Raw genomic sequence first — 15,094 nt, 5'->3', positions numbered from 1 at the left:
CAGTCCACCCCATCTGCTCGATCGCCTGCCATCGCGATGCGACGAGACGGCAACCCCACGCGCCGGTGGGTGAAGCTCCCCCGGCGCGGCCGCGTAAACTGCCGCACGGCAGCTGCCGCCCCTCGATCTTCCGGAGACGCCGTGATCTCACACCTGCCCCGCGCGCTCACCCTGCTCGCCATCGCCTTGCTGTCGGCCTGCGCCACACAGGCCCCGCGTGCCCCGCAACGCTCGCCCGATGCGGTCAAGGCCGATATCGCGCAGCGCCTGCCGGCAACATTGCCCGACCGCGCCGGCTGGGCCAACGATGTGTATGTGGCGCTGTCCTCGCAGGCGTTGGACACCAGCGCCGAGCACATCTGCGCAGTGCTGGCGGTGACCGAGCAGGAATCGACTTACCAGGCCAATCCGGTCGTGCCCAACCTGGGCAAGATCTCGCGTGCCGAGATCGACCGCCGCGCCAGCGCGCATCACATTCCCGGCTTCATGGTCGATGCCGCCCTGCGTCTGAGTTCGCCGGATGGGCGCAGCTATGCCACGCGCATCGCTGCCGCGCGCACCGAACAGGAACTGAGCCGCATCTTCGAAGACTTCACCGGCAGCGTGCCGCTGGGCGCGCGGCTGTTCGACGGGTTCAACCCGGTGCACACCGCCGGGCCGATGCAGGTGAGCATCGCCTTCGCCGAGCAGCATGCGCAGCGCTACCCCTACCCGCCCGGCGATTCGATCCGCCACGAAGTCTTCAGCCGCCGTGGCGGGCTGTGGTTCGGTACCCAGCATCTGCTGGGCTATCCCGCCAACTACGACGCGCTGCTGTACCGCTTCGCCGATTTCAACGCCGGCTGGTACGCCAGCCGCAATGCCGCCTTCCAGGCCGCGCTGAGCAGGGCCAGCGGCATCGCGCTAGCCCTGGACGGCGACCTGCTCACGCCGGGCGCCAGCCTGGATGCGCCCGGCAGCACCGAGCGCGCCGCACGCAGCCTGGTCAGCCAGTTGGCGATGAGCGACCGCCAGCTCCGCCGCGCACTGGAGGCCGGCAACACCGCAGATTTCGCCGACTCCGACCTGTATCGCCAGGTGTTCGCGTTGGCAGAGCGCAGCGCCGGCAAGCCGCTGCCGCGTGCCGTGTTGCCCGGCATCACCCTGGAAAGCCCAAAGATCACCCGCACGCTCACCACCGCCTGGTTTGCGCAGCGAGTGAACGAACGCTGGAAGCGCTGCATGAGCAAGTAGACGAGCGGGCCGCCGCGCTGCCGGCGCTGCGCTCTGTCGCCTCATTCGGTGCTCAGGCGATTGGTCAACACATCGCCGACAACCGGGCCGTCTTCCACCTTGCCATCGCTGCCGCGTTGATACCTGATGCCGGCACGACACGCGGCAGGGTCCATCTCCCATACCCAGCCAACCAGGGCACGCCCTGTGCCTGATGGCGAGCGTAGCGGCATGTTCATGCGCAGGCCATCGTCCTGGCCGCGGTCCAGCGTGCACATGACGGTGCCGGAGCCGTCGTCTTCAGCGTCCGGGTCGATCTCGTCCACGTAGGTGACGGTGGCGATGATCGCCTCGGCATTCACCTGTTGCTGCAACACGTGTGGAAGATCGGCAAGCGGTGGCGCGGCGCGCCCGCCGGATGGCTCCGGGACGAACGCATCGGTCAACCCCACCTTGCGGAAGTAGTACTCGCTGCGTCCGAGTGTTTTCGAGCCCTCCATGGCCGTTGCCATGTCTGCCAGTTCGTCGGTGCGCAGCAGGAACATCTCCGTACCCGAGCGCATGACCAGCAGTTGTGCATCGTTGGCATCGCTACCGCTCGAATCGCGGCGCAAGCGGATGTCCAGGGTGAGGTAGCGATCGCCCATTTCGGTCTGCGTCACCTCAAAGCGCCCCGAATACGCACGCACATCGGTACGGGCATGGCTGCGATGATCGATCTTCCAGAACAGCAGGCGATATTGCCCGTCGGGTTCCAGTGACAGCATGCGATGCCAATCGATATAGGACGACAGGTACAGGCCGTGCAGGTCGCCGCTCGCCTGTGGGTGCTGGAAGATGCCCTCGAACACAGGGCGCTGCTCTGCAGGCAATGCATCGGCAACGGTCGCGGGCGCGTCGGCCACGGGTGCGGGGGCATCGACAGCGTCGCGCAGCCGGGTGTGCAGCGCCAACGCATCGACCTTGTCGACCCGCAGCATCTGCATCGAGAGCAGCAGTTGGTCGATCTGGTAGACCTCGCCCGCAGCGAGTGGGCCGCACTCCTTGCGCGCGGCGGCAAGCCGGGCCGATGGAATCAGGGAATCGCAGAACGCCGCATCGCAGAGGGACTGGTTGAAGAAGTCCTCGAGGTTCCAGCTCAGATCGCCGGTGGCTTTGGAGACCGGATCCACATAGACCACGTCTTCGTCGGTGGCAGTGAGCTTGCGGTAGTACAGCAGTGCGCCGAAGGGCGTGAGCGCGATCGGAATACGCTGTACTGCGTCAGGTGGCGAGACGATCCAGCGATCCAGCACCGGCTGCCAGTGCCGGGGGTCGATCAGCGCCAATTGCATGCGTCCATAATGCCCCAGCCCTTTTTTACGCCATAGCTCGAGCAGACTGGCAGGCAGCACTGGCGCATATGCGGCAATCAGATCCATGGCGGCAGGCTGCGTCCTGCCTGGCGGATGCGCCTTGAGGAAGCGGGACAGTGCCAAGCGGCGAAACCAGGACATCAGACGGCCTCCAGTCAACATTGCGTGCGTGCAACACCCCATATCGTGCCGCATGGCCATGCTGGGGCACGGGAGAAGCGTAGTTCATCGCGCAAGGGCACGTCGTCGGTGGCTGATCGCGCAGCGGCGCACGTGCGGGCCGTGGGTGTCTTCGCCCACGATGGCGATGGCGATGGAGATCGACCCCGCGCCGCCACGCAGCGGTGGTGCAGGGCCTGGGCGATCCGCTGGGCAACCGCTCGATTGCCGGCCCGCTTTCTCGGCCACGCGGGCACGACTTCTGGCAGAGGCGCCCAGCCCACGTGGCGGGTAGCATCGGACGGTCGCGCCGACCGCATTGCGCGCTCCTTTCATCCCGGAGAATCTTCATGCCCACCCCCCCGTTGCCGCTGCGGCACCTGTGCCTTGCCGTTGCCCTGGCCGCTCTGCCGGCACTTGCCGGCGCGCAAGCCCCTGCCGTCACCGAGGCCGACTACGCGCGCGCCGAACGGCTGATCAGCTATGCCGCACAGCCACTGGTGGACCACGCCCTCACCCGCATCGACTGGCTGGATGCCACGCACGTGGCGTATGTCGATCACGATGCCAAGGGCAACCGGCTGCTGCAGCTGGACACCAGCACCGGCAAGACCGCACCGCTCTTCAAACAGGCTGCGCTGGTTGCTTCGCTCAACAAGCTATTGAAGACCGGCGACAAGCCGCTCAAGGCCAACACCTTCGCACCGGTGGTCAAGGTCACCGCCGATGGTCGCTACCGCCTCAACGTGCGCGACACCGCCGTGGTCTGCGATGCGCGTGCGCGTTGCAGCAAGCTGTACGCCAAGGACAAACCGGAACCGGGCGTGCTGTCGCCGGACAAGCGCAGCGAAGCCTTCATACGCGACTGGAACCTGTGGATACGCGATCTTGCCAGCGGCCAGGAAACCCAGCTCACCCGCGATGGCGTGGAAAACTTCGGTTACGCCACCGATAACGCCGGCTGGCAGCACACCGACAATGCCATCTTGGCGTGGTCGCCGGACTCCCGCAAGATCGCCACCTTCCAGCAGGACCAGCGCAAGACCGGCGACATGTACCTGGTCAGCACCAAGCTGGGACATCCGGAACTGCAGGCGTGGAAATATCCGCTGGCCGGCGACAAGGACGTGACCATGATCGAGCGCGTCATCATCGACGTGCCCACCCGCAGCGTGCTGCGCCTGAAAACACCGCCGGATCAACATCGCTCCACGCTCTGCGACGACGTGAGTTGCTCGCCTGGCCTGTGGGACGACGTGAAGTGGGCACCGGACAGCAAGACGCTGGCATTCGCCTCCACCTCGCGCTTCCACAAGCAGACCTGGTTGCGTATCGCCGATGCCAGCACCGGCGCGGTGCGCACCGCCTTCGACGAAACCGTCAAGACCTATTACGAAAGCGGCCAGGTCGCCGCCAACTGGGCGTATCTGCCGGCCAGCAACGAGGCGGTGTGGTTCTCCGAACGCAGCGACTGGGGCCAGCTGTATCTCTACGATCTGGCCACCGGCAAACCCAAGCGCGCCATCACCACCGGCGAAGGCAACGTCACCGAATTGCTGCGCGTGGACCCGGTCACGCGCACCGCATGGTTTGTCGGCGTCGGCCGCAGCGCAGGCGTGGACCCGTACTACCAGCAGCTGTGGAAAGTCAGCCTGGATGGCGGCGATCCGGTGTTGCTCACGCCGGAACCGGCCAATCACAGCATCGCGTTGTCGCCCGACGGTGCACGTTTTGTCGACACCTATTCCACCTCGGTCACGCCGCCGGTCACGTTGCTGCGCGAAGCCGGCGACGGCCGCACCGTCAGCACGATCGCCACCGCCGATATCACCCGCCTCAAGGCGGCCGGCTGGGTACCGCCGGAACCCATCACAGTGAAGGCACGCGACGGCAAGACCACGTTGTACGGTTTGATGTTCAAACCCACCAACTTCGACCCGACGCGCAAGTACCCGGTCATCGATTACGTCTACCCCGGCCCGCAGACCGGCTCGGTGCGCGGGCGCAGCTTTCTCGCCGGCCATGGCGACAATCAATCGCTGGCCGAACTGGGCTTTATCGTCATTGCCATCGATGGCATGGGCACGCCGTGGCGCTCCAAGATCTTCCACGACACCTGGTACGCCGACATGGGCGACAACACCTTGCCCGATCAGGTCGCCGGCTTGAAGGAGCTGGGTCAACGTTATCCCTGGATCGATCTGGATCGCGTCGGCATCTGGGGCCATTCCGGCGGCGGCAACGCCTCGACCGGCGCGATGCTGCGTTATCCGGATTTCTTCAAGGTGGCCTGGTCGGAAAGCGGCAACCACGACAATCGCGGCTACGAAGACGATTGGGCCGAGAAGTATCACGGCGAGCACATCGTCAACACCGACGGCACCTCCAATTACGACGACCAGGCCAACGCCAATCACGCCAGCAAGCTCAAGGGCCGGCTGATGCTGGTGCACGGCACCCTGGACGACAACGTGCCGCCGTACCTCACCTTGCTGGTGGCCGATGCCTTGATCAAGGCCAACAAGAACTTCGACATGCTGATGCTGCCCAACGCCAAGCACGGCTACGGCGATCTCACCCCGTACGTCACCCGCCGTCGCTGGGATTACTTCGTGCAGTACCTGCTCGGTGCGACCCCGCCGGCGCAGTATCAGATGCAGCCGATGCCGGCCAATTGAGCGGCGTGCAGGCGGCGCGGTGGCCGCTGCTGCGCCATGTCCGCAGCTAACGCGTCATCGCGCCAAGGTGCCGCACCACACGTGTCATCCGGGTAGACCCGGATGACACGGCGGCCACTCGCTTGGCCGTACTGCCACCCAAGTGCTTCCTCAAAAACGCCAGCACGCGCGTGTCGTACCCGCGTCGATGCGGCTCGATGAAGAACCCGTGGCCCTCCTTGGGGAAGTACAGCGATTACGCCTGCACCCTTGAGTGCGCACTCCATCCGGTGGGTGTGTTCGACCGGCGCGCTCGTCCTTGCCACCGGCCACAAGAAGCACCGGCATCTTGATCGGATTGGCCGGTGTCAGCGGCGAACGTGCTGCCAGGGCGCTGCGCGCGCAGCGGCTCAGTGCGAAACAGGTTGCCGCTGGCCCAGCAAGCCGAGACGCCGGAACCACATCTCCAGCGGCACCGTCACCAGCGGCGGCAACGCCGCCAGCAGACTCAAGGCCCATGCCCACCACGGCCAGCGCAGCCGCAGTGCGGCAATCACGCTGACCGCGACATAGAACAGGAACGCCGCGCCATGCAGGCGCCCGAACACCCAGACCACGAGCTCGGTGCTCTGCAGCCCGTACTTCAGAAACATGCCGACCAGCAATCCGGCCCAGGTCAGTCCTTCGAAAAATGCAGCCAACGCAAACAGCCGGCCGATCGGCGACAACGCAGAAGACACACGCATACAACACTCCAGACGGACAGAGATTGCCGCGACGCGATGGCGGCGGCGACGCCCGCTGGCAAGGCCAGTCTACAGTCCAACTCAACGACGCTGAGGTTAAATGGCCAGACAAGCGCATGCGCCTTGCGACCGATGCGTGTGATACGCGCCCAGTGCCCACATGCGTTTGGCACCGCCGCCGCACATCCCGGCGATAATGCCGGCTCCGTCGTCCTCAAGCCTCGCACCATGCGCATCGCACTGCTGTTGTTCCTGCTGGTCGCCTTATTGCCCGCCACGGCGCTGGCGCTGAAGGTGCGCGATGGCGATCTGCTGTTCGTCACTGCGGCGCACACTGGCCTCAGCGGCGCCATCGACGATGCAACTGCCACCCAGGGGCAACCCAGCTTCGACCATGTCGCGCTGGTGGCGCATGCAGGCGACGTTGCGGTGGTGCTGCATGCCGACGAATACGGTTCGCGCGAGCAGCCACTGCAGGCATTCATCGATGAGGCCACCGCCAAGCAGCGGCAGATCTTCGTGTATCGGCTCACCCCCGAACATCGTCCTGCCATCCCCGATGCCATTGCCCAGGCATGGCGCATGCTTGGCAAGCCCTACAACGACACTTACGTGCAGGACGACAACCGCTATTACTGCTCGGATTTCATCGAGCGCGCCTTCCGCGCGCATCACGTGTTCGCCCTGCAACCGATGAACTTCAAGAACCTGCAGACCGGCAAGATTTCGCCATACTGGATCGATTTCTACCGCAGCAAGGGCATGCCTGTGCCGCAGGACATGCCGGGCACCAATCCGAACGATATGGCCACGACGGCGGCGTTGACCTCGATGGGTCGGCTGAACTAAACGCCGCATGCCGATGTCCCCAGACGATTCCGGGGTGACCCTGCAGGAGACTGCTTTGAAGAATGCGATGTTGGCAGGATTAGGGATCGCGCTGTTGGTCGGCTGCGGCAAGGCACCAGCGCCGACACCGGCTAAAGCAGCAACGCCGCAGGCAGCGGTCGCAGTGCGCACGCCTGCCCATGCCCCGGGCAGCCAGCGTGGCGAGGGCCACCCTTATGAGCTGGCCGATACGCAGGTCTGGGACGTACCGGATCCAGTCTCGGGGCGTCGCTATCAGGTCTTCGTCGACCTGCCACGCGCTTATGCGGAAAATCCGCAGCGGCGTTACCCGGTGCTGTATGCCACCGACGGCGACTACGCGTTTGCGCTGGTCAAACAGATCGCACGTCGCTTGAATGGCGAAGGCCCGGCCATCGAGGATTTCATCCTGGTTGGGCTGTCCTACGCCGTCGGCGAGGAACCCATGCCCAGCCGCAGGCGCGACTATACGCCGACGCCGGAAGACGGCCCTAACGCGGCGCCGGTGGCGACCCACGGCAAGAGCGCTGCCTATATCCGCTACCTGCGCGAGCAGGTCTTGCCGTTTGTGGCCAACCACTACCGAACCGACGAACAGCGGCGCCTGTATCTGGGGCATTCGTACGGCGGCCTGCTCGGCACGGACATCCTGCTCAGCAGCCCGGAGATGTTTTCTGGCTATATCCTCGGGAGCCCGTCGTACTGGTATGGCGAACATGCCATGGTGGCGCAGGAAAAGACCTTTGCAGCCACGCATCGCGATCTGCCGGCGCAGGTGTACATGTACGTCGGTGAGTACGAGCAAGTGCGTTATCACCAGACCTACGACATGGTCATCGATACCCAGAACATGGCGCGTGCGTTGCGTGCGCGTGGCTATCCGTCGTTGCATCTCACGCTTGAGGTTCTCAACGATGAGGACCACCTGAGCATCGGGCCGCGCGGCATCACCCACGGCTTGAAGGTGTTGCTCGGGAGCAAGGCTGCCGATCGGAGCGAGCGCTGACGCAAGGCATGGCCTCGGGATATTCAAGTGCCCAAGGCAATGGCATGCACCGCAGCGGTCAGCCACGGACACCACCGGTTGCTGCGCCAGCGGTTTGCGCATGGCAGCGGCCGGCATGCGAGCACAACCGATGCGTAGCGTGCACAACATCTTGCCAACTCCCACACACGCCACGCCCTAGTCTGCGCAGATCGATGACAGCGTGCCACGCGCAGGCATTCCGCCTGCGATGGTCGAGCACATGCAGAGGTGCACATGGCTTTGATCCACTCCATCCTGATGGGCGTCGTCGCCGGCATGCGGTCGATGACGCCGCTGGCGGCCGTCGCCAATGCTGCACGCACCGGCAAGCTGCCTGCCGACAATGGTGCGCCGGCAATGCTCGCCAACCCACTGGCATCGGCCGGCATGTTGGCATTGGCTGGCGGCGAGCTGGCCGGCGACAAGATGAAGACCGCGCCCGACCGCATCGTGCTGCCCGGCATGATTGCGCGCATCGCCACCGGTGTGATCGTCGGCACTGCATTGGCGCCGCGCGAACAACGCGGCATCGCCGCGCTGCTCGGTGCGACGACGGCCGTTGCCGCCGCCTATCTCACCTTCAATGCACGCATGCGCGCGATCGAGCGTTACGGCCAAACCAGCACCGGCGTGGTCGAAGACGCGATCACGGTAGGCGCGGCGACGCTGATCATGCGCGATGCGGCCAAGCGATAACGCATCTCCACGGATCCATGCATGATGCTTGAAGGCCTGCCACGGGTTGTGCAGGCCGTGCTCGCATAGCGCTCCGTCGCCGCTATCAACTCAGCAAATTATGCCTGTGACAGACCGCGTAACAGACCTTGCTCACGCCGGGCGATAGATCGCACACAGCTTGTTTCCATCAGGGTCGCGCACGTACGCCAACCACGTCGGCCCCATGCTGCTCTCACGCAAACCGGGCGGTCTTTCGATGGAAATGCCGCCGGCAGCGACCGCGCTGTCATGAAAGTGCTGCACTTGTTCCGGCGAGTCGCACTTGAAGCCAACCGTTGCACCGTTACCCGGGCTGGCGGCTTCGTCGTTGATCGGCTCGCTCACACAAAAAGTGCTGCCTGCATGCCGGTAGAACAGGCGCGTGTGCCCGCTTGCTGCCTGATTGACGAACGACGCAGGCGCACCGAAGACACCTCCTAGCACTGCATCGTAGAACGCTCGCGCACGCGCGATATCGTTCGTTCCTACCATGACATGATTGAGCATGACGTCGCCTGTTGATCGCGCGGGTGCGCAGCATACGCCACCTTACCCGCCGTGCCATGGCGACCATGCGAATCAGCCGCCACGCCCATGAGGCGCATCCAGATCCAGTAGCGGCCCCATCGGGACGATACCGGTGGGGTTGATGGTGTCGTGGCTCTGGTAGTAATGCCCCTTGATGTGCTGGAAGTTCACGGTGTCGGCAATCCCCGGCATCTGGTAGAGCTCGCGCAGGAATCCAGACAGCTGCGGGTAGTCGGCAATGCGCCGGAGATTGCATTTGAAGTGCCCCACGTACACCGCATCGAACCGCACCAGTGTGGTGAACAGGCGCCAGTCGGCTTCGGTGAGCCGGTCGCCGCAGAGATAGCGTTGTGCGCCCAGGCGCGCCTCCAGCCAGTCCAGGCTTTCGAACAACGGCACCACCGCTTCGTCATAGGCCGCCTGGGTGGTCGCAAAGCCCGCCTTGTAGACCCCGTTGTTGACGGTGTCATAGACACGCGCGTTCACCGCATCGATCTGCGCGCGCAGCGGCTCCGGATAAAAATCACCGTCTGCAGCGCCAATCGCGTCGAAGGCGCTATTGAACATGCGGATGATGTCTGCCGACTCGTTGCTGACCACGGTCTTGCGCTCGCGGTCCCACAACACCGGCACCGTGACCCGGCCCGAGTAATGCGGGTCGGCCTTGAGGTACACCTCGTACAGATATCGCGCGTGATTCTCGGTGTCGCCGACCACGCCTGGCCCATCGGCGAAGGTCCAGCCGTTTTCGCGCATCAGCCAGTGCACGATGGACACGTCGATCATCGACTCCAGCCCTTTCAGGCGCCGGAAGATCAGCGTGCGGTGCGCCCATGGGCAGGCGAGCGACACATACAGGTGATAACGCCCCGAAGCCGCCTGGAACCCGCCCTGGCCATGCGGCCCGGCGCTGCCATCGCGCGTGACCCAATTGCGAAACTGCGACTGCGAGCGCTCGAACCGTCCCTCGCTCTTGCTGGTGTCATACCACCTGTCCTGCCATTTCCCATCGACCAACAGACCCATCGTGCTTTCTCCCGCCGCGACGCTCACTGGCGACCGTAGCCCAGCGATGTTGCAGGCTGCGTGAGCAGCGCGATGGTGCGCGAGCGTGGCACGCGATCACCGTGGAAGAATGTAGGCAGGCGCATCGCCCGGTGCGTGCGCCTGGCGGCCGGCAAGACGCACCTATCTTGCAATCACCGCCGTTCCCGATGGCACCATGTAGCACGCCTGCGCTTTCTTGCAGGCCTCGGCATTGAGCTCGGCGATCTGGCTGGCCAGGTACTGCTCCGGCGTCAGCCCCATGCGGTTGCGGTACGCGTTGTCGGCGTCGGCCTTGGCCTCTTGCTCCTGCTCGCGCTGCCGTTCTGCGGTGGTCGCCTCCACCAGGGTCTTGACCCGCTGTTGCTGCGCGGCAGTCAGATTCATCTGTTGCAACACATCCGGATTCGGACGTGCGCGGCCCAAGGTGATGTTCTGGATCTGGATCGGCAGGCCTTGCTCCTTGACCAAGGCACTGACGTTTTGCGTCACCGAATCGTCGATCTTTCTGGCGGTGTCCGGGTCGCTCATCATCTTAGTCATGTCGTAGCGCTTGACCTGGTCGCGCACGATGGACGCGTACTGGCTGGCCACGTTGTTCTTGAACCAATCCTGCCCAAACCTGGACAACAGCAGCGCCGGCGCAGTAATCCTGTATTGGATCTGGGTGGAGAAGTCCAACAGGATGTTGTCGCTGGAGGAAAAATCGTCGAATGCCACCTGCACGGTTTGCGGCGTCACATCCACATAGCTGGCCGACGTGGTCAGCCAGGTGTAAGTGCGCCCGGGATCGCGCACATCGTCCAGGCGGATGCCGCCCTTGCCGAAGAACAAGGGCTTATCCACCAACACGGCCTGCTGCCCCGGATCGGGCGACACAACGGTGCACGCACACAGCAAGCCGGCCAGCCCGATGGCCAGCATGGAAGTCTTCATCGATGTCCCCTTGAATGCCCCGGGCGCCAATTCGCGCCGGTGTGGCGGAAGATTACCCAAACATCCGGCCAGTCGCATCCTGCCCGCAGCTGGGGGACGTTCACCGACAGCTCGTCGCTCATGGAGCGCCCAAGGCCGCCAGCCGAGCGCGCGGCAACAGACTGGCTGACCCGCTCAGCCGCCCGTATTGGCGCCAGCCACCCACAATCGGCGAAAATGTCCGCCTGCCGACATCCCGGCCAGCGGCCAAGCGCAGCGGCGCCCTGCCCGCCTGCTCCTGTCATCGTCTTCGCCTGCTGGCTGCCGGCCATCGTGCCTGCGTTGCCAGCCGCCCATTCCGGATCTGCCTTGAACACCAACGTCCCACCCGTGCCCAACGACGAGCTGCCCCTGACCGACCGCCTGCGCGCGGCCCTGGACGTGCTGGAGGCCATCGACGCCGACCGCAGCGTACTGGACACCCTGCCCGAAGCCGACCGCGTGCGGCTGCATCAAGTGGTTGCCAAGGTCTATCACCCCGAGCCGAAGGCGCGGCGGCAGTTGCTCAAGCAGCGCGAGCGCGAGCGCCATCAGGAAAAGGTGCGCAAGGCCGAAGCGCTGCTGGAACAACGCGGTATCCGCGCACTACGACGCAAACCGGTATTCAGCACGCCAAACTATTTCCCGCCGCATGCCGCCGGCCTGCACGATGCCCACAACGGCGAAAACGCCACTGCCGCGGCGGAGCCCACGCATTCGCCCGAGCTGCGCCATTGCTATGTCTGCAAGCAGAAGTTCACCGAGCTGCATCATTTCTACGACCAGATGTGCCCCACCTGTGCGGAGTTGAATTTCTTCAAGCGCACCGAAACCGCCGACCTGCGCGGGCGCGTCGCCCTGCTGACCGGCGGGCGCGTCAAGATCGGCTACCAGGCGGGGTTGAAGTTGCTGCGCGCCGGGGCAGAGTTGATTGTCACCACGCGCTTCCCGCGCGATTCGGCCGCGCGCTATGCGCAGGAACCGGACTTCGCGCAGTGGGGTCATCGCCTGCAGGTGTTCGGCTTGGACCTGCGCCATACCCCCAGCGTGGAAGCGTTCTGCAATGAACTGCTGGCCACGCGCGAGCGGCTGGACTTCATCATCAACAACGCCTGCCAGACCGTGCGTCGCCCGCCGCAGTTCTACGCCCACATGATGGCCGGCGAAACCGCCGCATTGCACGAACTGCCGGAGACCGTGCGGAATCTTGTCGGTCATTACGAAGGCCTGCGCACCCCGGAGTTGCTCCGCGATGCCTCGGCCACCGCGTTACCCGCGGTGCATGGCCGTGGGCTCGACAGCGCCGACGGCCTCACCCGTGCCGCCGAACTCTCGCAGATCGCGTTGCTGGACGACGAGCTGGTAGGCCAGCAGCATCTGTTTCCTGATGGGCGACTGGATCAGGACCTGCAGCAGGTCGATCTGCGCGGCCGCAATTCCTGGCGCCTGCTGATGGCCGAAGTGCCGTCGGTGGAGCTGTTGGAAACGCAGCTGGTCAACGCCATCGCGCCCTTCATCATCAATGCGCGTCTCAAGCCGTTGATGCTGCGCACGCCCGAACGCGACAAGCACATCGTCAACGTCTCGGCGATGGAAGGCCAGTTCTATCGCAACTTCAAGACCACGCGCCACCCGCACACCAACATGGCCAAGGCCGCGTTGAACATGATGACGCGCACCTCGGCGGCTGATTACCAGAACGACGGCATCCATATGAACAGTGTGGACACCGGCTGGGTCACCGACGAAGACCCGGCAGAGATCGCCGCGCTCAAGGTGCAGCAGGAACGCTTCCACCCACCGCTGGATATCGTCGACGGCGCCGCGCGTATCGTCGACCCGATCATCCACGGCTTCAACACCGGCGAACATGTGTGGGGCCAGTTCTTGAAGGATTACGCGCCGACCGATTGGTGAGGCGCGATGACGGGGCCTGGCGATCCATACCGGCACGCGTATTCCTCACCACCAGCAAAAACGGTGTTCGATTGACGCTGTCGGCATCCGGCGCTATTGGCGCGATGCGCAGTGACACAGACTGCAAGTGCGTGCAAGAAACGTGTCGACCATATCGTCAGCACATCCTTGCAGAGGCGGCAGACAGCATCAACGACTCGTCTTCCATCTAGCCACGTCTGTCGTCAGGGATGCCATTCCTGCTTTTTTGCCCGCGTGCTGCAATCACGTAGGCCAACGTCTCGTCATTGGCCTGCATCATCGCTGGCCACATCCTGAGCTGATGCAACGCTAGAGATTATTTGCAGTCTTTGGAGACGGGCGCCACATCGACAGGAGTTACCTGTCCATCAACGGCAACCCGTTTGACCGCCAAGGTGCAGACCGAGTTGCGAAAGTCCAGGTCCAACGCAACCTCGTAATCGGCACCCGCCTCCGGAACAAAGGTGGACGCCAGCAACGGCCCGCATGTCCAACCGCTTTTGAAGCCCGGCGTGCTGGTCCAATGCGCCGGCGAACTGGCACCGGCTTCCACCACCACCGGCTTGCCAGCTTCGATCGCATATTCCTTGTAGAACGGCTTGGAACCGATCATCTTGCGCTCGTGCAGGTTGCGCGTGTTCTGGGTCTCCGGGATGCCGATCGCCTGGTTCTTCACCGATCCCATCAGCGAGCCGAACGCGCTCCCCAACGAACCGGACGCACGCACCTTCTCGCCATACGTGGCGGTACACACAGCGTCCTTGTACAACACGATTCCCACGCCGTTCTGACCAAACATCCGGATGCGCGCACCCGTGCCATCGATCCGCGCAGGCGCTTGTTCGGCAGCCAGTACGGGGGCGACACACGCAGCCGCCAAGGACACAACGAGCAATCGAATCATCACGTTCAACACAGCCTCCACAGTTCCATCGAACCTTCTGGTGAGCGTGGATTAACGGCAGGTTGCGTGAAGTCTAGAACTCCGGTGCAAGTGCCACGCCCAAAGTGAGGCACATATCACCGAAGGCATCACATCTGCCTGGCCGAGCGATGCGCTTTTGCCCGCGATATGGCCGCAAGGCTCTGCATCCTTCGACACAGAAACCGGCCATGTTCGCACCATCTCCAGACAGCCCTCGCTGTTGAGCGGCATCTGACGATGTAAAGCGGGGACAGAGGTGTTCCGAACAGCAAGGCGCGCCTGCATTGGCATCTACGCAAGAAGGAAGAAGCTTCCTTCCAGTGGCAGAGCAGATGAACCCGCGCCTTGTGCAGTTTTTGCCGCGCGGTGCATGGCCGACTCACGCTGCAATCGTCCCGGGCTCTGCGCTATCGCCGATCTGCATCCTTGATGGCTTGCGCGCGCGCAAGCGTGTTGGTCAAGGCCAAAACCTCCGGCAATTCGTGCCGAAAGGCATCTACCTGCCCGGCTGGCACGACAGCTTCGAAGTTTGACTGGTCGAAGATGGGGCGGCCTTCCATGTAGAAGCCATCGCGGCCCTGCACGACGAAGTGAAAGCACGATTGCCACCGCGGATCAGGGCGCGCCGACAATTCCACCCTGACTTTACTGTGCGCGCGCCCGGTGTCGCCCGAGGTGACGGTCACGGTGCGCGCCGTGATCTGGTTCCCGATATTCATGCAGGCAATGATCGGCGCTGGGCCGTCGCCGCACTGTGATCCAGGAGGCCCCGGATGCGTTCAACAGCACGCAACCACGCACCCTTCACGCCATCACGACACACCGTTGAAGACGCGATTTCCAGCAGGTGAAACCAATGCCTGTTGTCAGCGGCATTGCACCGGGCCAGTGACGAGTCACATGAGCGCCAGAGAAGGACTTAAGCACTCGCAAAACGCTTCAGGCCGGCGAAGTCGTTCATCGGT

13 protein-coding genes and 1 pseudogene are annotated in these 15,094 nt (G+C 64.1%); 6 read left to right on the top strand and 8 right to left on the bottom strand.

Annotation, left to right across the window (positions count from 1 at the left end; translation table 11 throughout):
- Positions 1-141 precede the first annotated feature (141 nt).
- Positions 142-1,233, top strand: coding sequence for a DUF1615 domain-containing protein (locus HLH45_RS07830; RefSeq protein WP_008577566.1), 1,092 nt, complete (start codon positions 142-144; stop codon positions 1,231-1,233).
- A gap of 41 nt (positions 1,234-1,274) precedes the next feature.
- Here the strand turns inward: HLH45_RS07830 and HLH45_RS07825 are convergent, their stop codons facing one another.
- The gene (locus HLH45_RS07825) at positions 1,275-2,708 is read right to left on the bottom strand and encodes a GAD-like domain-containing protein (protein WP_033479337.1); all 1,434 of its coding nucleotides are present in this window, start codon (positions 2,706-2,708) and stop codon (positions 1,275-1,277) included.
- A gap of 368 nt (positions 2,709-3,076) precedes the next feature.
- Here HLH45_RS07825 and HLH45_RS07820 point away from each other — a divergent pair, with 368 nt between their 5' ends.
- Positions 3,077-5,404: a S9 family peptidase gene (locus tag HLH45_RS07820; protein ID WP_008577571.1), complete on the top strand. Its 2,328-nt coding sequence runs from the start codon at positions 3,077-3,079 to the stop codon at positions 5,402-5,404.
- Between the two features lie 46 nt (positions 5,405-5,450).
- Here the strand turns inward: HLH45_RS07820 and HLH45_RS07815 are convergent.
- Positions 5,451-5,755: pseudogene (locus tag HLH45_RS07815) on the bottom strand (alpha/beta hydrolase family protein).
- 38 nt (positions 5,756-5,793) lie between these two features.
- On the bottom strand, positions 5,794-6,129 hold the full coding sequence (locus HLH45_RS07810; RefSeq protein WP_008577573.1) for a DUF3817 domain-containing protein: 336 nt from the start codon (positions 6,127-6,129) through the stop codon (positions 5,794-5,796).
- A gap of 228 nt (positions 6,130-6,357) precedes the next feature.
- Here HLH45_RS07810 and HLH45_RS07805 point away from each other — a divergent pair, with 228 nt between their 5' ends.
- From HLH45_RS07805 to HLH45_RS07795, 3 genes are all read left to right on the top strand, one after another.
- Positions 6,358-6,978: a YiiX/YebB-like N1pC/P60 family cysteine hydrolase gene (locus tag HLH45_RS07805; protein ID WP_014089271.1), complete on the top strand. Its 621-nt coding sequence runs from the start codon at positions 6,358-6,360 to the stop codon at positions 6,976-6,978.
- An 85-nt stretch (positions 6,979-7,063) separates the two neighbouring features.
- Positions 7,064-8,002 carry an alpha/beta hydrolase gene (locus tag HLH45_RS07800; RefSeq protein WP_033479343.1) on the top strand — a complete coding sequence of 313 codons (939 nt, stop codon included), beginning with the start codon at positions 7,064-7,066 and terminating at the stop codon, positions 8,000-8,002.
- Between the two features lie 255 nt (positions 8,003-8,257).
- Positions 8,258-8,719: a membrane protein gene (locus HLH45_RS07795; RefSeq protein ID WP_008577580.1), complete on the top strand. Its 462-nt coding sequence runs from the start codon at positions 8,258-8,260 to the stop codon at positions 8,717-8,719.
- A 132-nt stretch (positions 8,720-8,851) separates the two neighbouring features.
- Here HLH45_RS07795 and HLH45_RS07790 read toward each other — a convergent pair whose 3' ends face one another.
- The 3 genes from HLH45_RS07790 to HLH45_RS07780 form a co-directional block, all read right to left on the bottom strand.
- Positions 8,852-9,247, bottom strand: coding sequence for a VOC family protein (locus HLH45_RS07790; protein ID WP_008577582.1), 396 nt, complete (start codon positions 9,245-9,247; stop codon positions 8,852-8,854).
- Positions 9,248-9,319: 72 nt separating this feature from the next.
- Positions 9,320-10,294 (bottom strand): glutathione S-transferase family protein, encoded by a 975-nt coding sequence (locus tag HLH45_RS07785; protein WP_008577584.1) that lies wholly within the window; start codon positions 10,292-10,294, stop codon positions 9,320-9,322.
- A gap of 162 nt (positions 10,295-10,456) precedes the next feature.
- The gene (locus HLH45_RS07780; protein WP_014089266.1) at positions 10,457-11,236 is read right to left on the bottom strand and encodes an SPFH domain-containing protein; all 780 of its coding nucleotides are present in this window, start codon (positions 11,234-11,236) and stop codon (positions 10,457-10,459) included.
- Positions 11,237-11,596: 360 nt separating this feature from the next.
- Here HLH45_RS07780 and HLH45_RS07775 point away from each other — a divergent pair, with 360 nt between their 5' ends.
- Positions 11,597-13,183, top strand: coding sequence for an SDR family NAD(P)-dependent oxidoreductase (locus HLH45_RS07775; protein ID WP_033479339.1), 1,587 nt, complete (start codon positions 11,597-11,599; stop codon positions 13,181-13,183).
- A 337-nt stretch (positions 13,184-13,520) separates the two neighbouring features.
- Here HLH45_RS07775 and HLH45_RS07770 read toward each other — a convergent pair whose 3' ends face one another.
- Positions 13,521-14,108: a hypothetical protein gene (locus tag HLH45_RS07770; protein ID WP_031420895.1), complete on the bottom strand. Its 588-nt coding sequence runs from the start codon at positions 14,106-14,108 to the stop codon at positions 13,521-13,523.
- A gap of 428 nt (positions 14,109-14,536) precedes the next feature.
- On the bottom strand, positions 14,537-14,848 hold the full coding sequence (locus HLH45_RS07765; protein WP_008577593.1) for a hypothetical protein: 312 nt from the start codon (positions 14,846-14,848) through the stop codon (positions 14,537-14,539).
- Positions 14,849-15,094: the final 246 nt, after the last annotated feature.

Source organism: Xanthomonas euvesicatoria, from assembly GCF_013112235.1.
Taxonomy (GTDB): Bacteria; Pseudomonadota; Gammaproteobacteria; order Xanthomonadales; family Xanthomonadaceae; genus Xanthomonas; species Xanthomonas euvesicatoria.
The sequence above is the reverse complement of the archived record's forward strand: the minus strand, read 5'-3'. Positions and strand labels throughout refer to the sequence as shown.

Excerpts from the sequence above, each read along its gene's own strand:
- HLH45_RS07770 (WP_031420895.1), bottom strand. The coding sequence starts at position 14,108 with ATGATTCGATTGCTCGTTGTGTCCTTGGCGGCTGCGTGTGTCGCCCCC.
- HLH45_RS07765 (WP_008577593.1), bottom strand. The coding sequence starts at position 14,848 with ATGAATATCGGGAACCAGATCACGGCGCGCACCGTGACCGTCACCTCG.
- HLH45_RS07795 (WP_008577580.1), top strand. The coding sequence starts at position 8,258 with ATGGCTTTGATCCACTCCATCCTGATGGGCGTCGTCGCCGGCATGCGG.
- HLH45_RS07785 (WP_008577584.1), bottom strand. The coding sequence starts at position 10,294 with ATGGGTCTGTTGGTCGATGGGAAATGGCAGGACAGGTGGTATGACACC.
- HLH45_RS07790 (WP_008577582.1), bottom strand. The coding sequence starts at position 9,247 with ATGCTCAATCATGTCATGGTAGGAACGAACGATATCGCGCGTGCGCGA.
- HLH45_RS07780 (WP_014089266.1), bottom strand. The coding sequence starts at position 11,236 with ATGCTGGCCATCGGGCTGGCCGGCTTGCTGTGTGCGTGCACCGTTGTG.
- HLH45_RS07810 (WP_008577573.1), bottom strand. The coding sequence starts at position 6,129 with ATGCGTGTGTCTTCTGCGTTGTCGCCGATCGGCCGGCTGTTTGCGTTG.
- HLH45_RS07820 (WP_008577571.1), top strand. The coding sequence starts at position 3,077 with ATGCCCACCCCCCCGTTGCCGCTGCGGCACCTGTGCCTTGCCGTTGCC.
- HLH45_RS07825 (WP_033479337.1), bottom strand. The coding sequence starts at position 2,708 with ATGTCCTGGTTTCGCCGCTTGGCACTGTCCCGCTTCCTCAAGGCGCAT.
- HLH45_RS07805 (WP_014089271.1), top strand. The coding sequence starts at position 6,358 with ATGCGCATCGCACTGCTGTTGTTCCTGCTGGTCGCCTTATTGCCCGCC.